A 21,775-nucleotide genomic window follows, 5' to 3' on the forward strand; every position below is an offset into this window, starting at 1 on the left:
CTTTCGTACCAGCTAAATTCTTTTTTTACTTCTTCCCAATCAAACGACTGGCGGGTTTTCTCGTAATCCTTTAAATTATGATTGCCTTCACGAGCTGCAATAGGTTGCATGTCCATTAGATCACCTCATCCGAAATATTTTTTGCAAACGATTTCAAAAAAGCTTTCACTACCCCTCTAAACCTTATGTTGCCTTAGATGTGTTTATTAAATTTTTGAAAAATTCCCTTAATTACTTCCTATTTTAGATGATTTACCGAATAATTTAAAGAGAAAAACCTTGAGAAAAACCTTAACCAATTTCCAAATTATCCTTGATGGTAATCGTTTGGTAAGCGACAGTCCCCTTCTTTTCTAAAAAGTATCCTAGTTTCGAGATAAAAAGGTTGACGTTTATCATTTACTAATATATACTTACTTACATAAAGTAAGCGAGTCATTAAAAATAACGCACCAACAGGCTTTTAATTAAAAGATGGAGGGAATAAGAAAAATGGCAAAACAAACATTCAATGTGGATCCAACCCACACAAGTATCGACTTTTCTGTAAAACACATGATGGTTTCTAAAGTGAAAGGAACTTTTCATGAGTTTGATGCAACCATAACAGCTGATCCGGAAGATCTAACTTCTGCTGAAATCGAATTTGTGATTGATGCAAACAGCATTGATACCCGCAACGACCAGCGTGATACGCATTTGCGTTCTGCAGACTTTTTCGACATCGAAAACAACCCAAAAATCACGTTCACATCCACTGATGTGAAAAAAGTCGGCGATGATGAGTACGAAGTTACAGGCGACATGACGATTCGCGGTACAACTCGCCAGGAAACATTCAAAGTTGATTTCGAAGGAAGCGGCAAGGATCCTTGGGGTAACCAAGTCTACGGTTTCAGCGGCGAAGGTAAAATTACCCGCAGTAATTATGGCTTGACTTACAATGCTGCACTAGAAACAGGCGGCGTCTTGATCGGTGACGATATCAAAGTTTCGATCGAATTGGAAGCAACTACACAGGCATAACAACTATGAAAAAAGCGTTCACCACATTCTGGTGAACGCTTTTTTGTTACTTCCCGTAAACTCCGTTACCAACCACTACCCCTCTGTTTTTTCCTTTTCATTTTAAAAAAAACCTCTGTATGAAAATTATATTTATAAATTATCCATTTCTACAAACAATAGGGAGCAGTATAACGCATAGAGGTGATTTTGTGTTCTTTAAGGAAAAAAATACAGCTAAAGACAATAAGGAAGTCCCTTTGAGTAGAAACCTGGAGAAAAACACAACTCATCTCAAACAATTATTTTCCTCCGAGCTTAATAAAGATTTTTCAACTCGTGAAATAACTGCAAGGTACTCAAATCAGAAGGTAAGACTGTTTTTTTACTCTTCAATTGTTAATGGTACAAAAATTCACGAGGGAATTATCCGCCCTTTACTAGAAGCAAAAGGAGAGAATATAAATTCGATTATTACCCTTGAAGCAATCAAGGAGCTATCCGATTTTGACAGTATTGTAGATGATATAAACAGTGGAAATGTCGTTTTACTACTAGAAGACAGTAAAACAGCTTACTCCGTAAACGTAGCAGACTTTCAACATCGGGGAATCGAAAAACCGGAAAATGAAAATGCAGTAAAAGCACCAAAAGAGGCCTTCACGGAGTCTTTAAATGTCAATATCTCGTTAGTGCGTAAAAGATTTCACGACAAACAATTGATTGCCGAAGCTAAACCAGTGGGCAGCCGCTCAAAGCTCGATGTCACCATCATGTATATAAAGGACATTGTAAACAATGAAGTACTGGAAAATGTCAAGGAACGGCTTGATCAGTTATCGGTAGATAATGTCAGAAATATTGAATCACTCGAGCAATATATTGAAGAACGACCCTATTCAGTTGTTTCCAGTTTATTATACACAGAGCGCCCCGATCGTGCGGCTTCCTATCTGGAAGATGGATATATCGTCTTATTGATGGAAAACTCGTCCGCTTGTTTGATCCTTCCAGTTACTTTCTGGTCTTTTTTTCACTCTGAAGAGGATCGATACTTACGTTTTTTATTCGGGAACTTTTCCCGGCTTATTCGCTTTTTAGCTTTTTTGATTTCTTTATTAGTTTCAGGAGTTTATGTAGCTGTAACCAACTATCATAGTGAAATGATTCCACCTGACCTGCTTTTAGCAATCGTCAGCGCAAGAGAAAGAGTGCCCTTTCCAGTTATTTTTGAAGTCATACTTATGGAAATATCCTTTGAATTAATAAGAGAAGCAGGACTGAGAATACCAAATCCTCTGGGACCGACAATCGGAATCGTAGGTGCTTTAATCATCGGGCAGGCGGCCGTAGAAGCAAACATTGTCAGTCCGATTGTTGTAATAGTTGTTGCGCTTTCTGGTCTATCCTCATTTGCTGTGGCCAATATTAGTATGAACTTCACCATTCGGATAACTCGGTTCCTGTTTATTTTTGCAGCTTCTTTTCTCGGGATGTTGAGTTTAACCGGTGCATTTTTATTATGGGTGATGTACTTAGCATCATTGCGGTCGTTTGGCGTACCCTTTTTGGCACCATTGTCTCCAAGCTATAAATCCACCAACGATACATTGTTCAGGAAGATAATCAAAAATGAGTACTTCAGACCTGGGCAAATAAAGCCGAAAGATTTAAGAAAAAAAGGATAAAGGAACAGGAGGGACGACATTGTATAAAAAAGAATCCAGGCTGCGGGCCAGAGAAGCATTTGCCATGATAATTTTAATGATAGGGGTGAAAATATCGAACACTACCCCATCTCTGTTTGCGCAAACAGGAGCAAATGCTTTCTGGTTGATGCCTACGGTTTCATTGGCTGTCATCCTTCCGTCTGTTCTTTTACTGTATTATTTGCTAAAACAATATGAGAACAAAAACTTGGTTGAGCTAATTGTACAAGTTTTGGGAAGGCGTCTTGGTAAAGTCATCGCTTTCCTCTTGTTTCTGATTTTCTTTGTTTTGATGTCGATTGAAGGCAGAAGCTATACGGAGCAGCTAAAGCTGCTTTATTTCCCTGATTCTCCCACTCCCTTTATTTTTTTCATTTTGTTTGCCATTGCCTTTTATGGGGCGAAAAGAGGACTTGAGACAATGGGATCTGCTTCTTGGATATTTTTATTTTACATTAAGGCATCGGTGTTGCTGCTTGCAGTGTTAATTTTCAGGGAGACAATTACCGATAGAATATTTCCTATTTTCGGCAACGGTCTTAAGCATTTAGTAATCGAAGGAGCAAAAAAGGCATCATTATTCTCTGATCTATTTTTGTTGGCAATGGCTTATACCACATTTGACAGCTCAAGAAAATTCAGATTGGGCGTATTAAGTGGGTTCACTTTTGTCTTTATAGAAATGACGTTTTTTTTCTTTCTTTACTGCACCACCTTTGATTACAATTCAATTGATAAAATTGCTTTTCCTTTCCATGAATTGACCCAATACGTCAATATGGGGGATTTCTTTACCAATATCGAGACATTCTTCATGATTTTTTGGCTGTTTGCAGCATTCATCAAGTATATGATTTATTTGTATTTTATTTCGTGGATTTTCGGTGCAGTCTTTAATATAAAGGAGTTCGAACCACTGATTCTTCCGTTTGCCTTCTTCGGGATAGTTATCGGAATGATTCCCGAAAACGCTGTAATCAATGAGTTGGTATTTAAGTCATTTTTCATGAACATAATTACTCCCTTCTTCGTTGGTTTTCCCGTTTTACTATGGTTGGTAGCCAAAATCAAAGGAGATTTACGACGATGATAAAAAGGATATGCTTGCTGATACCATTTCTCGTTCCGTTAACTGGTTGCTATGATCAAATTGAAGTGGAACAGCAGTCTTACGTGATAGCCATCGGTATCGATAAAGCAGATGAGGAAGGCAGATTTCGGATTACCTTTCAAGCGGCAAATCCGGAGGTTGGAAGTACCATTTCCAGCGGTGGATCACAAGAGGAACCTAGAGAAACCGTCACCCTGGAAGGAAACGATTTAATTGCCACAAAAGATACCGCTAATTCAGTCATGACCAAACAAATCGCTTTAGATCACACCAAAGTGGTGGTTGTGTCGGAAGAACTAGCCAGATCTGGTGAATTTCTGCGCCTTATCCAGGCTGCAACACGGACAACTGAACTTAGGAGGTCGGTGCAGATTATTGTTTCAAAGGAAAATGCAAGTGACTTTTTAAAAAATAACCAGCCCCTATTGGAAACCCGTCCGCACAAATATTATCAGTACATGATTAATCGTGCGACAGAAACAGGGATCATTCCAGAAGCAGATATCCATCGATTCTTTCAAATAACAGAGGGGGATGCAGATGCCTTCCTCGCTATTTATGCTACTACTCAACAATCAGAAGAAAAGCCACAAGGCAATGAAGATCAATACATTGCCGGTCAAATTCCGATAGAAGGCGGAAATCCTACACAATTTATGGGATCAGCTGTTTTCAAAGAAGGGAAAATGATTGATATTCTCAACGGCCAGGAGACAAGAATGGCCAACATCCTCGATGACACCATGGAAATGGAAGCATTGTATAGCACCTACCCAGATCCGAAAAATAAAAAGTACCGGATTGCAGCTAACTTTACAAAAGACCGCCCCATTGATGTGAAGATTGATTACCGGAAAGATCAACCCACAAAGATCAACGTAACCATTCCCTTCACAATCGAAATTATCGGGGTTCCCAGTCTAATTGATTACTCACAGAATGAAGAAAACCGGTCACTACTTAAAGCATATATTCCCAAGATAGCAGAGGAGGAAGCAAATAATCTAATTAAAAAAACACAAGAAGAATACAAAACAGATGCTTTTTACTGGTCCTTATATATAAGGAAATATTTTTCTACGATAGACGAGTACGAGAAGGCAGACTGGAGTCACAACATTTATCCGAATGCAGAGATCCATGTCGATTTTAAATTAAAGCAGTTATATTTCGGAAAAATGATCGATGACTCAAATATCGGTGAAGTGAGGGATTAAGTATGGGGACAATAATCATTACACTTTTCTCTTTGTATATCGCATTTTACTGTGGTTCCTTCTCACGAACGGTTTACAAGGAAGGAAATAAGGCGGGTGCCATAGGCATAGGAATTTTATCGGTTTTTTCGCTCGCTTGTCCCTATTTGTTTTTTAAACTATAACAAACTTAATGAAAAATGATGTCAAAACTATTTGTGAAAAAGGGGCTGTTCTAAGTAGAACAGCCCCTTGGCGTGATGGCCCCAGCAGGATTCGAACCTGCGACACATGGTTTAGGAAATCGTTAGGACTTACTTATTTGCCTTTGTGTGTATTTGTTCTTCCCTATCTCACGGGGTTAAATAAGAAACATTCCCGTAAAATAAGGGTGAGTAATTAACCATAATTGTTTACTATGTCCCGCTTAGGGACCGGCTTATAAGTCGCTAGCTATATAAAACAAAAACAAATACTTAATCCGATAGTTTGCATCTATCACTGTATTATGAGTTGGACCTTTTAACAAAGTAAACAACAAAAAATACTATTCCAAGGGCAAGAAATATTGGAACAAATAAATTATTAAAAGCTTCAGACATATCTGGTTTAACAGGAAACTCACCGTTTAAAGACTGTGCTAGCCAATACACATAAACATTTAACCGTTCCAACGTATAAACAAAACCACTAGCCAGAAAAAAAACCACACCTAATATTAAAAATGTTTTTTCTCTCAACTAATACTACCTCCTTAAGCTTTAAATTTTTTGAATATTCTTAACTTATCAAATATTTACTGTATCATAATATATGTAAAATTCAAATACATTATTTTTTAGAGGAGGAAAAATTATTAAAGTAAGGATGTTTCACACAATTATTTCCAGTATTTTGTTAATTCCCCTGTTTTTAGCTGCACCTTCATCTAGCTTCGCAAGTACAGACTCCAAAGAAGTTGAAGGAGAAATCACTCCTAATCAATTATATGAATACAAATGGGTAGTCACTTCTACCTCTGTAGTAAGTAATTCATTTGGTAGCTGGAGAGTTGGTCCTACAGGTCACAGTCCTGGCACTTTAAGTGTTAATGAATCGACCACCCTTAACAGAAGCTACACAAACACCATTTCTGGAAACTACTCCATAGGTAAATCAGCGATTGGAAGTTCTTTAGGAGTCACAATTGGTAAGTCACAAACACACGGCACAAGCTATACAATTAGTTTAAGTACAGGGCAAACTAAGACAATTATAGTAAGACCTAAAATTAAAAGGTACAAGGTAATTTCCACTTATTATAGGTATCCAGTTGGAACCACCGGCAGCAGAAAAGCTATTAAAACAGAAACTGCTTATGTGAATACATTTAATGGTTGGGATTATAACTGGAGATACGGGTATTAATATCATTATTAAAGCCTTCACCTCATAAATAAGGTGAAGGCTTTTTTTGTTGTTTAACCCATATTTATAATTTTCCACTTTTACCGAGTGAGATTGTGGATGTGTCGGTTAGCTGAGCAGTCTGTAAAAGGCTGCTTTTTTGTATCGAAGATTTAATTTGATAAGTAATAAACCCCGCTTAACGTGGGGCAAAGTTAAGAATATTCATCTAAAAGGACTTCGCAAGTCTTTAATTCTAAGAAATAGAGGGGGCTTCTTAATGAAAAAACTTTTTATCCTTCTCTCAGTAGCATGTTTACTGGCAGGTTGCACCAAGTACAGTGGGGGAGAACCGGTAAATAAAGATGAAGGAACAGAAGAAAAAGATAGTGTCTCTAGTTCCAAAAAACAAACGGAAGAGCCATCTGAGGAAGCGCAAACCGAAAGTAAGAAAAAAGACACTGAGGAGTCAGAAAATGAATTTCTAATCGATTTGTATGCTATATCTAAAATGTCTCAAGAAGATATACGCGATAAATTTGGGGACCCTGAATCTACCGAAGAGTCTACCTTAGATGGCCAGGCCGCGCATACTGAGACATACAGTAATGGACTGGAAGTAATGTACATAGATGGGACATCAGCTCGTATAACCCTCACCCCAGAAGAACCCATTAAGGTACCAGACGATCGTAAGAAATTATCAGTATTAGTAGGATTTGATGAGGTCGCGCCTGATTTTGAAAATGAAATGGTTACTAGATGGGAAGGCATTGCAAATCTTTCTGAACTAAGTGCTTTTGCTGCTGATAGCGGAAATATTGATTATTTTTACTTAATTACTGACGAGAAATATAAATAAGGGCTCTGTTAAGGGCTTTTATTTATAACATAAAACCGAACACTTGTTCTTAAAAGGGATTAGTCAATTTGGTTTATTCAGCATTAGAGGACTATATCAAAGAGTTATATTCATCAATAGCAATTAAACTTCCATGCCAATTAGACATTTTTATTTTGGCGGAAAGACTTAATGTAGACATCGTATTTTCCAAATCTGTTAGTTTTTACGATGAAGAAAATGACTGTATTGTAATCGAGCATTCTTCGAGCGAAAGATTATGGCAGCGTTTCGGCCATGAGCTTGGGCACCGTGAAAGACATGTCGGGAACCATCCTAGCTTACCCCAAGACTTTGTCAACTACCAGGAATGGGATGCAACTGTTTTCTCGTATCACTTTTGTGTGCCGACATTCATGTTAGAAGGTATTAAAATTCCACCTATCAGAAATCAGGCAATTCAACTACTCACTGAATTATTCAATGTGGAATTCGAATTTGCCGAAAAACGATTGGATATGTTTTTAAGGAAAAAGAGAGAATCTTTTTTCCAAAATTCATTTAAAATGGGGGCATTGAAATGAGAGAACCAAAAATATACCCGTTGGATTCTGGTGGCTATGGATTTCGTATGGATATTGGTAAGGACCCTAAAACCGGTAAAAGAAAGAGGCCACGATTCGGCCCTTATAAATCTAAAACAACCGCTCGACTCGAAAGAAACAAAATCATGCAGCAAATCATGGAGGGTACTTTTGTAGAACAAAAAGAGATGACCCTCAAGGACTTCCTACTAAGGTGGCTTGATCATAAAAGGGTTAATGTATCTGAAGGGACATACGCACACTATAAGCCCTACATCATGCATCACTGGATACCTAATCTTGGAATGGCAAAAATAAATGAAGTGAAGCCTGTCCATATACAGGAAATTTACGATGAATATATAGAAAACGAGGTACTATCAAATCAATCTATTGTCCATATGCACCGAGTTTTAAATAACGCCTTCAATGATGCTATTAAATGGGAATGGGCGGTGCGTAATCCTTGTACTCCCATAAAGCCTCCTCGTCCAGAGAAATATGAAATGAAGGTATGGGACGAGTTTGAGTTGCAGCATTTCTTAGAGTTTTCAAAAGGAGATCGATTCTATGTTGCTTACTTGTTGGCGTTGTCTACCGGAATGCGGAAAGGTGAAATACTCGCTCTTCGTTGGCAAGACATTGACTTTTCTAATAAGCTTCTTGCTGTAAGGCAAGCCGTCACAAGGAAAAAAGGCGGTGGGTATAAAATAGGTGAAACAAAAAGTAAAAATCAAAGAACCATTTCCTTATTTAATCATGTACTAGAAGAACTAAAGACATATAGAAAGCAGCAGATGTCTTTTAAAATGGAAAATAGAGATAAATATGAAGATCAAGACTTAATCCTTGCAGCTAATAATGGATCCTTTATATTGCCGCGAAACCTGGACAGGAGTTGGAGACCGCTTATGAAGAAATCCGGGTTGAAGTTCATCCGTTTTCATGATTTCCGACATACCCACGCAACCTTAATGTTGAAGCAAGGGGTTCACCCTAAAGTAGTTCAAGAACGACTGGGACATTCATCGATTACAGTTACATTAGATTTATATTCACACGTGCTCCCTAACATCCAGAGAGCTGCAGCTGAACAATTTGGCGATGAAATTTTCGGAGCCAAAAATGAGAACAAAGATTCGATTCAAACGTGAAATGTCCCATACTCGGCCCAAATGAGGCATAAAGAAAAAAATAGCAAGGGTACGCAAACCGCGAAAACCCTTGCTATTACTGTATTCATTGGTGATGGCCCCAGCAGGATTCGAACCTGCGACACATGGTTTAGGAAACCATTGCTCTATCCCCTGAGCTATGGAGCCATAAGTTAATGAATGCTGGTAAAAAGGAAGCACTACTTATTATACAAAATACTACGCTGCTTGAAAAGGGAAAAACATGACAATTTTAAAGAAGACTATTCCAGACTGGACCGGTGTGATAAAATGGTATCTGTCTGTCGAATAATAACGAATAATGGACTTTATATTTTTTCTAACTATAGATTAGCACCTTGCTTGATGATTGGAGGAGGAGAAATGGGACAACTTCCGTTTATTGCTGTAGAAGGACCCATCGGGGTAGGCAAAACATCGCTTGCTAAAAAACTTGCTGCTCATTTTGAACTAAACTTGCTGAAAGAAATAGTAGAAGAAAATCCGTTCTTGGGGAAATTTTATGATGACATAGAAGAGTGGAGCTTTCAAACAGAAATGTTTTTCTTATGCAATCGTTTCAAGCAGCTCGAAGACATTGAAACGAAATACTTAAAACAAGGAAAGCCTGTAATCGCTGATTACCATATCTCGAAAAACATGATTTTTGCCAAGCGTACGTTAAAGGAAAAACAATTTGATAAGTATGCGCAAATTTATAACATATTAACGGCAGACATGCCGAAACCAAATATGATGATCTATTTGGACGCCAGCCTTGATACCCTGTTAGGGCGAATCCGGATGCGCGGCCGTGATATTGAACAAAACATTCAACCCGCCTATTTGGAGCAGCTATCCAAGGATTACAATGAATTCATGAACCAATTTGAACAAATGAATCCGGAAATACCGGTCATCCGCTTAAATGGCGACGTTCTGGATTTTGTTAAATACCAGGATGACCTGGACGGGATCATCCATACTGTCGAAGAGCACTTAAGAAAAGGGGAAGTAGTCAAATGAATTTGAGAGAACGTTATAACATTCCGAATGACAGTGTCATTACCATAGCTGGAACAGTCGGAGTCGGAAAATCAACCATGACCAACGCTTTGGCAGACGCTTTGAATTTCCGCACGTCGCTGGAAAAAGTGGATACAAACCCGTATCTGGATAAGTTTTATGCGGACTTTGAACGCTGGAGCTTCCATTTGCAAATTTACTTTTTGGCTGAACGTTTTAAGGAACAGAAACGGATATTCGAATACGGTGGCGGTTTTATCCAAGACCGTTCCATTTATGAAGATACCGGTATTTTCGCCAAAATGCATTATGACAAAGGAACCATGTCACAAGTCGATTATGAAACCTATAAAAGCTTGTTCGACGCTATGGTCATGACACCTTACTTCCCACATCCTGACTTACTCATTTATCTGGAAGGTTCCATCGAGGACATTCTCGGAAGGATAAAAGAGCGCGGCCGTCCGATGGAACAACAGACACCAATTGCATACTGGGAAGAGATGCACAAACGGTATGAAAATTGGATCAACAATTTCAATTCCTGCCCAATTCTAAGGATTAACATTGCGGATTACGATCTGTTGAATGACGAAAGCTCGATCGAACCAGTTCTGGAGAAAATCGGTCACTTTATTCAGCAGTCCCGTAAATGGAAGTCCGGGCAATTAACCTAAGCTCATTTGAAAAGTAGAATGCTTTCTCAGCGATGAAACAAAGAGTCCGGCGCAAGTATGCCGGGCTCTTTTTTGTTCTCCTATCATGCCATCAACAGGAGAACTGCTATTTATTTGCCGGCATGGTTTTTTGCCTGATATGGACTGCCCAGCTCGATCGAACGAGCTGCTGCCTGTTTGATACATTCCATTAACGCTTCCTGGTATTTATATTTTTCCAATGTTTCTAGTCCAGCCTGTGTCGTTCCTCCCGGGCTGGTGATTTTTTCCCGCAGGACAGACGGTTGCTCATCTGAGTTCTTCAACATTTCCGCTGCCCCGACAAGTGTCTGGATAATCAATTCCTTGGCTATTTCCGGCTTCAAGCCTGCTTCGGCAGCTGCATCCTCCATCGCCTCGACGAAATAATAAATATAAGCAGGTCCGCTGCCGGACAGTCCGGTTATCGTATGGAGATCATCTTCCTCCACTACCGTCGTCGTACCGATTGCGTGAAACAGACTCTTCACCATATGAATATGCTCTTGTCCTGCCTGCTTCCCTCCCGCTATAGCCGTTGCAGAATAGCCAATGGTCGCAGATGTATTCGGCATCGCCCGTACAACTGGACAACCTTTGTCCAATTGTTCCGAGATATAGTCGGTCGATACACCCGCCAATACAGAAACGACGATTTGTTTATTAGTTATATATGCCTTCAAATCTTCTAATGCTTCCGTAATGTCCTTCGGCTTCATCGACAGGATGATGACATCCGCCCCCTGGACAACCTGCTGTTTGTCCTTGGAACATTGAACATGGTAGACGTTTTTCAATCGTTCTAGCCGTTCTTTGTTTTCTTTGTTGGTCACCCAAATTTGATCAGCCTGTAAAATACCTTTGGCTAATATACCTGTCATGATTGCTTCTGCCATGGATCCTGCTCCAATAAAAGCGATTTTATGAAACATGTCGATCTCCTCCTTGGATTTTCGCTATCTTATTTTAACCAAAATATAAAACCCCCAACCTGTCCTTATAATAGAAAGGACGGATGAGGGTTAAAATCCGCGGTACCACCTTGCTTGGCATTGTTCCATGTGAAACAGATGCCCGCTCGAACCGTTAACGCCGGCGACGGTCAGTTTTTTAGCCTGACAGCTCCCAGGTAGGTTTCAATAATGCCTGATGCGATGGAATCTTTCAGCCGGTGAATTCCACTCTCTTTCGCAGGACATTATTTACTGGCCTGTTCTTCGCGATGGTTTATTTTTAAGTATTATGCAAGGAAAAGCGCTTTCTGTCAAGGTGTAAATCAATGATTAATGTTGTTTGTTTTCGCCTCGTATCACCGAATGCCATTTATGCCCTGGAATCAAATAAAAAAAATCGTTACAATAGTAACGATTTTTTTCTGTATAATCTCCAATTTGTTTGCGTGTATAATTATGGAGGAGGATGAGGGATTCGAACCCCCGCGGGCGGTGAAGCCCCTGGCGGTTTTCAAGACCGCTCCCTTCAGCCAGACTTGGGTAATCCTCCGTGTCGACATCAATTAATATACCATTTGAAAAAATTGATGTCAACCATTAAAAGGAGATTTTTGTTTTTGTAACAAAAGCACTGGAGAATGATTATTTCAAAGCCTTTTTTTAGCCTCTTTTATTATTTTATTACTTCTTTTCCACCCATGTAAGGTCGCAATACTTCAGGAATCACTACCGTTCCATCTTCCTGCTGGTAGTTCTCCAAAATCGCCGAAACAGTTCTCCCGATTGCTAAACCGGAACCGTTCAACGTATGCACAAATTCTGGCTTTGCTTTTTCCTCTCTTCTAAAACGGATCCCAGCCCTTCTTGCTTGAAAATCCTCAAAATTGGAGCAAGACGAGATTTCTTTGTAATCATCATAGCTTGGAAGCCATACTTCAATGTCATACTTTTTGGCAGCAGTGAAACCAAGATCTCCTGTACACATACTCATCACTCGATAAGGCAGCTTCAACAACTGAAGCACTTTTTCGGCATGACCCGTGAGTTCCTCCAATACCTGGTAAGAATTCTCAGGTTTAACAAACTGAACCAGCTCCACTTTGTTGAACTGATGCTGACGGATTAATCCTCTCGTATCCCGGCCGGCTGATCCAGCCTCAGAACGGAAGGATGCACTATAAGCCACATATTTTCTAGGCAAGTCTTCTACAGACAGAATATCATCCCGGTGATAATTGGTTACCGGAACTTCTGCAGTCGGGATTAAAAAGTAATCGGTATCGGCAACTTTAAAGGCGTCCTCTTCGAATTTTGGCAGCTGCCCGGTTCCGGTCATACTCGCACGATTGGCCATGTATGGAGGAAGCATTTCTACGTAGCCGTGTTCTTCTGCATGCAAGTCCATCATGAAGCTGATCAATGCGCGTTCAAGTCTTGCACCAAGACCCTTATAGAATACAAAGCGGCTCCCTGTCACCTTAGCAGCTCTTTCGAAGTCAAGGATATCCAAGTCCGTAGCAATGTCCCAATGTGCTTTCGCGTCAAACGCAAAAGAAGGCGCTTCGCCCCATTTTCTGTCCTCCACGTTATCTTCTTCATCTTCTCCTAGGGGCACACTTTCGTGCGGGATATTCGGAATCGATAGCAAAAGAGTTTGTAACTTCTCCTCGACTTCTTTCAACTCTGTATCATATGCTTTGATTTTTTCTCCTACTTCGCGCATTTCTTTGATATATGGATCAGCATCCTGTTTCTGCTTTTTCAATTCAGCGATTTGCTTTGAAACGTCGTTACGTTTAGCCTTTAGATCTTCTGTACCGGAAATCAATTCCCGTCTCCGTTCATCCAAATCACCGAATTTGTCGAGTTCTGATAAATCCTCTCCACGATGTTTTAGTTTGTCTTTGACCTCTGCAAAATTGTTTCGTAAGTATTTCATATCCAGCATAAGTTATTCCTCCTTCATATAGTCTTTCCATACGCTCGATGGAGTCTACTATCCTTAACCAATAAAAAACTCTCGTCCCTGAAAATATTACAGGGACGAGAGTTTTCTCCCGCGATACCACCCTTATTGAAGAAATAAAACATTTCTTCCGGCTCACTGACGATAACGGTGTTAACCGGGTATGCATTGGGGCATACCTGTTCAAGGATGGATTCACAAGGACCTCACACCGGTTTTCACCAGCCACCGGCTCTCTAAAGAGAAGCTTCTCGTTACTATTTCCTGTCATTACATTGCAATATTATAGTTTAGAATAGCGAAAATCACCTTAAGATGCAAGTTCTTTCATTGATTCTTCCACCATGGAAACGAAATAGGCTGTCATCCGGTGATCATCCGTCAGTTCTGGATGAAAAGCACTGCAAAGGAACTGTCCCTGTCTTGCTGCTACGATGGCATCGTTGTATACAGCCAGCACCTCGACATCTTCTCCTGCTTCCCGAATATACGGGGCACGGATAAATACAGCATTAAAATCCTCTGCTACCCCTTTAATGGTTAATTCAGCTTCAAAGCTCTCTTTTTGGCGTCCGAAAGCATTTCGTTCCACCTTCATATCCATCAATTGCAAATGAGCTTTTTCCTGGCCGACAACTTCCCCGGCTAATAAAATCAATCCAGCACATGTTCCAAAAATAGGCTTGCCTTGTTTTCCAAAATTGACTAATGCATCAAAAAAATCATATTTATCAATCAGACGGCGCATGGTCGTGCTCTCACCGCCTGGAAGAATCAAGCCATCAATCTCTTCCAGTTGCTCTTTTTTCTTGATGATAATGCCTTCGGCACCAGATGCTTCAACAGAATCAATATGTTCCCTAACCGCACCTTGCAGGCCTAATACCCCTATTTTTATCATGCTGCATTTCTCCTTTTAGAGGTTTATTGTCCAAAAATCAAATGTTATCAATGTTGCTTACCAGCCACGCTCCTGCATGCGGTTTTCCGGTGCAAGCGTGCTAATTTCAATGCCTTTCATGGCTGTACCGAGACCTTTGGAAATCTGGCCGATCATTTCATAATCCTGATAATGTGTTGTTGCTTCCACAATAGCGCGGGCATACTTTTCAGGGTTATCCGATTTAAAGATACCGGAGCCTACAAACACGCCATCTGCTCCCAGTTGCATCATCAACGCTGCGTCGGCAGGAGTGGCAACACCGCCGGCTGCAAAGTTAACGACCGGAAGACGGCCTTTTTCTTTGATTTCAAGCAAGACATGGTAAGGAGCACCCAAATCTTTGGCAAATGTCATCACTTCATCATCGGACATTCCAACAAGTTTACGGATTTGTGATTGAACTTCACGCATATGACGAACTGCTTCCACGATATTTCCTGTACCAGGCTCGCCTTTGGTACGAAGCATTGAAGCACCTTCCCCGATACGGCGGGAAGCCTCTCCCAAATCGCGGCAGCCGCAGACAAACGGTACCGTATATTCTGCCTTATTGAGGTGAAATACTTCGTCCGCTGGAGTCAATACTTCACTTTCATCGATATAGTCGACGCCCATTGCCTCCAGCACACGAGCTTCCACAATATGTCCAATTCTTGCTTTCGCCATTACCGGAATGGATACAGCATTCATCACTTCTTCTACAATGGTAGGGTCTGCCATTCTTGCAACTCCACCGGCCGCACGGATATCAGATGGAACTCTTTCCAAAGCCATAACAGCTACAGCCCCGGCTTCTTCTGCAAGCTTTGCCTGTTCTGCATTGACAACATCCATGATGACGCCGCCCTTTTGCATTTCTGCCATTCCACGTTTAACGCGATCAGTACCAAAATTAGACATTCTGTATTCCTCCCATATATAATCACTCTTTAATTAGCATCTTTCATTGATTATTCAATATTTTACCTTATTTTTTTGAAAACCCCAACCAGAATGTATTCGGGCTAGAACCAACCCTTCACAGTATCTGATACGGAAGAAAAAATATTACTGAAGAAATTACCGATAGCGCTCATGGATAAAGAGAACCAATTGGCTTTTTCGACAGCCTCTGTCGTTACGAGATCAACCGTCTGCCCTTGTTTTTCTCCGGTGATGTAACCGTAATCGGCTTCGCCCTCATAAGTCAGCTCCATTGTCCCAACCTTTTCGCCTTTTTCAAGGGGAGCGACGAGCTCGCCATCCTTATTCAGCTTTTCTTCGTCAAGCTTGTACGTGACATCATAGTTCTCTTCTTCGCCGTTTTGAACAGGGGCATTCATCGCTGCATTAGAAGCGATCGCAACCTCGTCCTCTTTTCCCTTTGTTACAGGCAAGCTTGTTTGGTCTTCTTTCTGGTATCCCTCAGGAAAGACCTCTTTGTTTTCAAATTGAGAAAACCCGTAATCAAGCAATTTCGCAGTTTCTTCAAATCGTGCTTCCTTGCTTTCTGTCTTCATGACAACAGAGATAAGCCTTCTGCCATCTCGTTCTGCTGTACCGGTAAAACAGTAGCCGGCAAGATCCGTCCAGCCTGTTTTCAATCCATCAACGCCCTCGAAACCGAATTGTTTGAAGTTGACATTATCCCAAGGCAACATCCAATTCAAGTTTTCCAGCGTCTTTCCTTCAAATTCTGTTGTCATTTTGCTCGTTATATCCAATGCTTCCGGATAATCATTCACTAAGTGATAGGCAAGTAAGGCAGTGGATTCTGCCGACAAAAGATCATCGGCGTCAGGCTCAGTGCCTTCCGGATAGTTATCACCTAAATCGGAATTGGAAAGACCGGTAGCATTAACGAACTGATAATCCGGCAGTCCCATTTCTTCTGCTTTTTCATTCATCATTTTCACGAATTCGCCTTCAGAACCTGCAATTAATTCAGCAAGCGCGATGGTCGTTCCGTTATCGGAAATGATAGCCATTGCTTCGTATAACTCACGTACTGTATAATCCTTATCTTGCGTCAGGCCCACTCCAGAAGATATATTACTGGCAGAAATTCCATAAGGATAATCACTGATTTGCGTAGTCGTATCCCAGCTGATTTGACCTTCATCGATGGCTTCCAATACAAGATATTCTGTCATCATTTTGGTCATACTAGCTGGAGGTAATTTTATATCAGGCTGTTTCGCATATAAAATTTTACCCGTTTCCGCGTCAACCAAAATAGCAGACTCCGCCTTCAAATCAAGCGAGTCGGCCGCATTTGCCTTCCCGGGCTTTGTAACTAACGATGTAAATGCGAGCAGCACCGCCATTAATAGAAAAAAAGATGCTTTTAATGTCTGTTTCAACTTTCTCTACCTCCACGAAAATAGTATGCATCTTTCATATTCTATCACAGGTAGGAGCAAAGCGAAACTGCTTTTCTGAAGCGTTTTGGCATGAATGGACATTTGTGTAAATGTACCTATTAGCAAGAGAAAGCGACTTGTATTTTTTCCCTGAATAACTACCTTGTCTTTCCAAGTTTAATAGATTGTCTTTATTCCTTCTCTGCTAAACACCAGTCTATCGGTGATTCTCCCAATTCTTCTAAAAAAGAATTGGCCCGTGAGAACGGTTTGCTGCCAAAAAACCCTTTGTTCGCTGAAAACGGACTTGGATGAGGAGAAGTGATCACCCGATGCTTGTCTGTATCCAGCAGTACCTGCTTTTCCTGAGCATGACGGCCCCATAGCAGGAAAACGACCGGTTTCTCCCGTTCATTCAGCACCTCGATCACTCTGTTGGTGAAATGTTCCCACCCCTTACCCCGATGGGAAGCAGCTTGTCCTTTCCGGACCGTTAAGACGGTGTTCAACATAAGCACACCTTGTTCAGCCCACTTTTTCAGGTAGCCATGATCGGGAATCGGGCATCCTATATCGGCTTTCAACTCTTTAAAAATGTTTTTCAAAGAAGGCGGGGGAGTTACTCCCGGCTGAACAGAAAAACTCAGCCCATGCGCCTGATTTGGGCCATGATAAGGATCCTGGCCGAGAATGACCACTTTGGTATCGGCATAAGAAGTTAAATGCAACGCTTCATAGATATGGTCCATAGCTGGATAAACTGTTTTTTGTCCGTATTCCTGCTTTAAAAAAGTACGTAACTCCTGGTAATAATCCTGTTCAAATTCCTGCTGCAGCTTATCCTTCCAATCATTTTTGAGTAATTGTTTAGCCATATTAATCCTCCTTATGATGTTAATGATACGTTTTTCGATTAATAGCTGGCGGAAACCTCACAAAATCAACTATTTCTCTACCCTAATCATATATAGTTTGGATAACGAAAAAAACTGTCCTGTTTTGCCAACAGGACAGTTTTATCGTTTATGCTTTTGCACGTGCTTGTGTTTCCGGTACTCCCAGTTTATTACGTTTGTAGAAAAACTGTAAGGCCAACAGGATGGCAAACACGGACAAACCGATCACATCGGAATAAGTGCCCGGATAAATTAACGTCAATCCTCCGGCCACTGCAAACAACCGCTCAGGCCAGAACACTTTGCGATACCAATAGCCGATCAATCCAGCTCCTATGGCAATCATTCCTGCTACAGCAGTGAACAGGATCCAGATAAGCTCCAGCGCAGTTGTATCTATCATCAACAGCTGTGGCTGCAGGACAAACATGTACGGAATAATGAACGCAGCAATGGCAATTTTAGCTGCATTGAGCCCCGTTCGTATCGGCTCTCCTGAAGCAATACCAGCTGCAGCAAAGGCAGCCAATGCCACAGGTGGTGTGATATCCGCTACGATGCCGAAATAAAAGACAAACAAGTGTGCAGGTAAATCACCAACACCCAGTAAAATAATCGCAGGTGCGGCGATTGTTGATGTAATAACATAGTTGGCAGTAGTCGGTGACCCCATCCCGAGAATGATTGCTGCAACCATCGTGAAGAAAAGGGTCAGCAGAATTTGTTCATTCGCCAGGGAGACGAGACTGTTGGCCAGCTTCAGTCCTAAGCCTGTTTTGGTTACGACACCTACAATAATACCGGCAGCTGCTGTAGCTGCTACTACCGCTAATGCCGTTCTCGCGCCATCAACCAATGCATCAACCGATTCCTTGAAGTTGCCGTCAAAGAAATAGCTGACAATGATCGTGGCAACCGCGGCTGCTACCAAGCCAGAAACGACAGACGGTCCACCAGTGATAAAACCATACACGAGATACAATACGAATACTGCTGCAAAAACGATCGGATAAATTTTTCGGAAACGGTCTTCGCGAAGTACTCCGACCAAAATTGTGGTCAGTATTCCATAAATTGCTGCCCGCATGACACTTAAGCCGCTGCTTAAGAAAAAGACAATCGCCACAATTGGCAGTAAAAGATATATTTTCTTTAATACTTGCTTGCGATCAGGAATTTCTTCATCCGATAACCCCTTTAGACCTGTCCGCTTCGCCTCAAAATGGGTCATGATCCAAACACCGGTAAAGTAAAGCAATGCAGGAATCGCTGCCGCCTTGGCAATCGTCCAATAATCAATTCCGATAAACTCAATCATCAAGAAGGCTGCAGCTCCCATGATAGGAGGCATAAGCTGTCCGCCAGTAGAAGCAGCTGCTTCCACCCCACCTGCAAACTCTCGCCGATAGCCAAGTCGCTTCATCATCGGAATCGTAAACGAACCGGATGTCACCACATTGGCTACAGAGCTCCCACTGATGGTACCTTGCAAGGCACTGGAAAAGATCGCTACTTTCGCTGGTCCACCTGTTCGTTTTCCTGCAAGGGAAACAGCCAGGTCATTGAAATATTGGCCGACACCTGTTTTCACCAGAAAAGAACCGAACAATAGGAACAGGAAAATAAAGGTGGAGGAAACGGCGATCGGTGTTCCAAGAATACCTTCGGTTGTGAAAAACATCGATTGCACGAGATTATCGATGTTGACCCCACGATGAATGAGAAAGCCAGGCATTTGTCGTCCCCAGTAAGCATATGCCAAAAACGCCACGGCGATAATCGTGATAGGAAGACCGACTGAACGCCTTGTTGCTTCGAGAACAAGCAGCACTGCTATTATTCCGACTATCATGTCCATCTGACTTATATCGCCAGCTCTTCTTACAATCTCTTCATACATTAATGGCCAATAAGCTCCGACTCCAAAGCCAAGCAGTGCCAGGATATAATCATACCAGGCGATTTTTCCGCTTGATCTCCCTTTTTTTGTTGCGGGGAACAATAGGAAGATGAGCACAAGCCCGAACCCAATATGGATGGAACGATGCATTTGTGCAGGAAGAGGATAAATAGTTGTGGCAAAGATTTGATATAAAGAAAATGCCAACAGACCGAAAAAGACCACTTTAGCCATAGTACCGGTTATAAACCGGTAGGATGATTCCTGGTCATATTTTTGTATCAATTCTTGTTGTTGTTGTTCTGTAAGCGTTTCATTATTAGCGCTCATGAATATTCACCCCTTTTAAAAGATGCCAGTTACTTTCATGAGTGGGGGTTATGGTAATGGAGGTACCTGCCCCTACATAATCTTTAAGTAAATAGCTTTGGTTTTGATAAATAATAGTATGGTTTGCCCTTACTTGACCAACTGCAAGGTTGATCTGCGAAAAAGAGCCTTGCAAATTAGAAATGTAGTATTTTCCATCCTTCACTTCAAATGTTTCCCCTTCCCCTGCATTCGAGGGCATGCCAATGGCTGTATCTTCATAAACCAGTTGATAGGGATAAATGGTTTCATTTTTAATTTCATACTCTTCGATGACATCGGAAAGATGGACGGAGTGGGTGAACTTGATTTGAAAATGATCGGTGTCCTTGACAGGCAAGTAGGCTAGCACTTCATCGGTAAATGGATCTTGCAAAGCCAGTACATAACGATAAGGATAAAACAATAAAACAGCGGCAGCTGCAAGTAAAATAATCATTCCTGCGAACAGCCAACTTTTCTTTTCTAGCATAGATTATCCCTTCTAAACAAAAAGATGAGGGGTCCACGCGAGCAACCTTCTGCCACCAGCAGGAAACAGGCCCGGCCGTAAAAGGCACGGTCTGCTGCAGGAAGTAAAAAAGCAGGCTGTGGAGCGGGACATCCTCATCAGTACTCTTCGTCGTTTTTGTTTTTACTGTTCAATTCCCTTTTCATCAAAATACTTTTTAGCACCTGGGTGCAAATCAATACCTACTCCATCCAGTGCTGATTCCGCAGAGATGAATTCTCCTTTAGGATGGCTGATTTGATCAGTATTTTCAAAAATTGCTCTTGTTATATCATAAACAACATCTTCGCTTAAATCAGCAGATGTAACGAGCATTGCCTGCACGGCAACTGTTTTCACTGCTTCTTCAAGACCGTAAGTACCTGCATCGATTTCGTCCTCTGAATAATAAGGATGCGCATCGATCAACTCTTGGATTTTATCTTCGTCGAAACGCACGATGTTCACATCAGTAGTAGCCGCAAGACTCTCTACAGCTCCAGTCGGAGTACCAGAAGTGATGAAAGCAGCATCGATCGTACCATCCTGGATTCCGGAAGTGGAGTCGCCAAAGTCTAGATCCCGTGCTTCGATATCATCCATGGAAAGGCCGTAAACTTCCAAAATGTCGGTTGCACTGGCATTTGTACCGGAACCAGGTGCACCTACTGAAACGACTTTTCCTTCCAGGTCAGCAACTGTTTCGATGCCGGAGTCCGCTGTTGTTACAATTTGAATTGTTTCCGGGTAAAGGGTTCCAATTGCTTGGATATTATCAATCTGATCACCCTCGAACATGACAGAACCTTCTGCCGCATATGCAGCAATGTCGGTTTGAGTGAAGGCAAGCTCGGCATCCCCGTCTCTCATTGTCTTCATGTTCTCGACAGAAGCACCCGTTGATTGTGCGTTTGCCTCTGCATTATCAAGATTATCATTGATAATTTGGGCAAAAGTACCGCCAAGCGGGTAATATGTACCTTCTGTTCCACCTGTCAAAATGCTGAGAAATTGAGTTTCGCCGCTGTCAGCGCTATCGCCTTCTCCTTCATCGCCGCCGGAATCCGGATCGGCCTCTCCGCCGCCACAAGCAGCCAGCAGCATGGATAAAGCAAACGTCAAAACCAATATAAGTAACCATTTTTTCTTTTCCATACTCTTCCCCCTTTTAAAATATACTTCATTATAGCAAATAAAATAAATTAAATT

General features: G+C 41.4%; 21 protein-coding genes, 2 tRNA genes and 1 other annotated feature. Of the genes, 10 read left to right on the plus strand and 13 right to left on the minus strand.

Going from position 1 to position 21,775, the window contains the following annotated elements; all coding sequences use genetic code 11:
- Positions 1-116: hypothetical protein (locus BN1067_RS20580; protein ID WP_407701362.1), on the minus strand; the 116-nt coding region annotated here is incomplete at its 3' end.
- A gap of 376 nt (positions 117-492) precedes the next feature.
- Here BN1067_RS20580 and BN1067_RS04425 point away from each other — a divergent pair.
- The 4 genes from BN1067_RS04425 (at position 493) to BN1067_RS04440 (ending at position 5,042) form a co-directional block, all read left to right on the plus strand.
- Complete coding sequence (locus BN1067_RS04425) at positions 493-1,026, plus strand: YceI family protein (RefSeq protein WP_053217687.1); 534 nt, start codon at positions 493-495, stop codon at positions 1,024-1,026.
- A gap of 239 nt (positions 1,027-1,265) precedes the next feature.
- Positions 1,266-2,693 (plus strand): spore germination protein, encoded by a 1,428-nt coding sequence (locus BN1067_RS04430; protein ID WP_234400627.1) that lies wholly within the window; start codon positions 1,266-1,268, stop codon positions 2,691-2,693.
- A gap of 19 nt (positions 2,694-2,712) precedes the next feature.
- Complete coding sequence (locus BN1067_RS04435) at positions 2,713-3,804, plus strand: GerAB/ArcD/ProY family transporter (RefSeq protein ID WP_053217689.1); 1,092 nt, start codon at positions 2,713-2,715, stop codon at positions 3,802-3,804.
- On the plus strand, positions 3,801-5,042 hold the full coding sequence (locus BN1067_RS04440; protein ID WP_053217690.1) for a Ger(x)C family spore germination protein: 1,242 nt from the start codon (positions 3,801-3,803) through the stop codon (positions 5,040-5,042). Before BN1067_RS04435 ends, BN1067_RS04440 begins: the two co-directional genes overlap by 4 nt.
- Positions 5,043-5,527: 485 nt before the next feature.
- Here the strand turns inward: BN1067_RS04440 and BN1067_RS04445 are convergent, their stop codons facing one another.
- The gene (locus tag BN1067_RS04445) at positions 5,528-5,761 is read right to left on the minus strand and encodes a hypothetical protein (RefSeq protein WP_053217691.1); all 234 of its coding nucleotides are present in this window, start codon (positions 5,759-5,761) and stop codon (positions 5,528-5,530) included.
- Between the two features lie 127 nt (positions 5,762-5,888).
- On the opposite strand from BN1067_RS04445, the gene BN1067_RS04450 reads away from it, so the two are divergent.
- From BN1067_RS04450 to BN1067_RS04465, 4 genes are all read left to right on the plus strand, one after another.
- On the plus strand, positions 5,889-6,428 hold the full coding sequence (locus BN1067_RS04450) for a hypothetical protein (RefSeq protein ID WP_053217692.1): 540 nt from the start codon (positions 5,889-5,891) through the stop codon (positions 6,426-6,428).
- A 259-nt stretch (positions 6,429-6,687) separates the two neighbouring features.
- Entirely contained in the window at positions 6,688-7,269 is a 582-nt protein-coding gene (locus tag BN1067_RS04455) for a hypothetical protein (RefSeq protein WP_053217693.1), read from the plus strand.
- A 68-nt stretch (positions 7,270-7,337) separates the two neighbouring features.
- Positions 7,338-7,832, plus strand: a complete 495-nt coding sequence (locus tag BN1067_RS04460) for an ImmA/IrrE family metallo-endopeptidase (protein ID WP_053217694.1) — start codon at positions 7,338-7,340, stop codon at positions 7,830-7,832.
- A complete protein-coding gene (locus tag BN1067_RS04465; RefSeq protein ID WP_053217695.1) occupies positions 7,829-8,986 on the plus strand; it encodes a tyrosine-type recombinase/integrase in 1,158 nt (385 codons plus the stop codon). The genes BN1067_RS04460 and BN1067_RS04465 overlap by 4 nt, the downstream gene beginning before the upstream one ends.
- 95 nt (positions 8,987-9,081) lie before the next feature.
- On the opposite strand, the gene BN1067_RS04470 is transcribed toward BN1067_RS04465, so the two are convergent.
- Positions 9,082-9,154, minus strand: a tRNA-Arg gene (locus BN1067_RS04470).
- A 216-nt stretch (positions 9,155-9,370) separates the two neighbouring features.
- Here BN1067_RS04470 and BN1067_RS04475 point away from each other — a divergent pair.
- Entirely contained in the window at positions 9,371-10,012 is a 642-nt protein-coding gene (locus BN1067_RS04475) for a deoxynucleoside kinase (protein ID WP_053217696.1), read from the plus strand.
- Positions 10,009-10,689, plus strand: a complete 681-nt coding sequence (locus BN1067_RS04480) for a deoxynucleoside kinase (RefSeq protein ID WP_053217697.1) — start codon at positions 10,009-10,011, stop codon at positions 10,687-10,689. The genes BN1067_RS04475 and BN1067_RS04480 overlap by 4 nt, the downstream gene beginning before the upstream one ends.
- 110 nt (positions 10,690-10,799) lie before the next feature.
- Here BN1067_RS04480 and proC read toward each other — a convergent pair whose 3' ends face one another.
- The 10 genes from proC to BN1067_RS04530 form a co-directional block, all read right to left on the minus strand.
- On the minus strand, positions 10,800-11,639 hold the full coding sequence (proC, locus tag BN1067_RS04485; protein WP_053217698.1) for a pyrroline-5-carboxylate reductase: 840 nt from the start codon (positions 11,637-11,639) through the stop codon (positions 10,800-10,802).
- A gap of 478 nt (positions 11,640-12,117) precedes the next feature.
- Positions 12,118-12,210, minus strand: a tRNA-Ser gene (locus tag BN1067_RS04490).
- Between the two features lie 123 nt (positions 12,211-12,333).
- Complete coding sequence (gene serS, locus BN1067_RS04495; protein ID WP_053217699.1) at positions 12,334-13,608, minus strand: serine--tRNA ligase; 1,275 nt, start codon at positions 13,606-13,608, stop codon at positions 12,334-12,336.
- A gap of 88 nt (positions 13,609-13,696) precedes the next feature.
- Positions 13,697-13,906: a binding site (T-box leader), on the minus strand.
- A gap of 30 nt (positions 13,907-13,936) precedes the next feature.
- Positions 13,937-14,527: a pyridoxal 5'-phosphate synthase glutaminase subunit PdxT gene (gene pdxT / locus BN1067_RS04500; RefSeq protein WP_053217700.1), complete on the minus strand. Its 591-nt coding sequence runs from the start codon at positions 14,525-14,527 to the stop codon at positions 13,937-13,939.
- A 57-nt stretch (positions 14,528-14,584) separates the two neighbouring features.
- The gene (pdxS, locus tag BN1067_RS04505; RefSeq protein ID WP_053217701.1) at positions 14,585-15,469 is read right to left on the minus strand and encodes a pyridoxal 5'-phosphate synthase lyase subunit PdxS; all 885 of its coding nucleotides are present in this window, start codon (positions 15,467-15,469) and stop codon (positions 14,585-14,587) included.
- 104 nt (positions 15,470-15,573) lie between these two features.
- Positions 15,574-16,911 carry a serine hydrolase gene (locus BN1067_RS04510; protein WP_407701348.1) on the minus strand — a complete coding sequence of 446 codons (1,338 nt, stop codon included), beginning with the start codon at positions 16,909-16,911 and terminating at the stop codon, positions 15,574-15,576.
- Positions 16,912-17,102: 191 nt separating this feature from the next.
- Positions 17,103-17,786, minus strand: a complete 684-nt coding sequence (locus BN1067_RS04515) for a uracil-DNA glycosylase (RefSeq protein WP_053217702.1) — start codon at positions 17,784-17,786, stop codon at positions 17,103-17,105.
- Positions 17,787-17,934: 148 nt separating this feature from the next.
- Complete coding sequence (locus tag BN1067_RS04520; protein ID WP_053217703.1) at positions 17,935-20,037, minus strand: TRAP transporter permease; 2,103 nt, start codon at positions 20,035-20,037, stop codon at positions 17,935-17,937.
- Positions 20,027-20,548, minus strand: coding sequence for a DUF1850 domain-containing protein (locus BN1067_RS04525; RefSeq protein WP_053217704.1), 522 nt, complete (start codon positions 20,546-20,548; stop codon positions 20,027-20,029). The genes BN1067_RS04520 and BN1067_RS04525 overlap by 11 nt, the downstream gene beginning before the upstream one ends.
- 162 nt (positions 20,549-20,710) lie before the next feature.
- Complete coding sequence (locus BN1067_RS04530; protein WP_053217705.1) at positions 20,711-21,721, minus strand: TAXI family TRAP transporter solute-binding subunit; 1,011 nt, start codon at positions 21,719-21,721, stop codon at positions 20,711-20,713.
- Positions 21,722-21,775 lie beyond the last annotated feature (54 nt).

This window comes from Virgibacillus senegalensis (genome assembly GCF_000821245.2).
Lineage (GTDB): Bacteria > Bacillota > Bacilli > Bacillales > Amphibacillaceae > Sediminibacillus > Sediminibacillus senegalensis.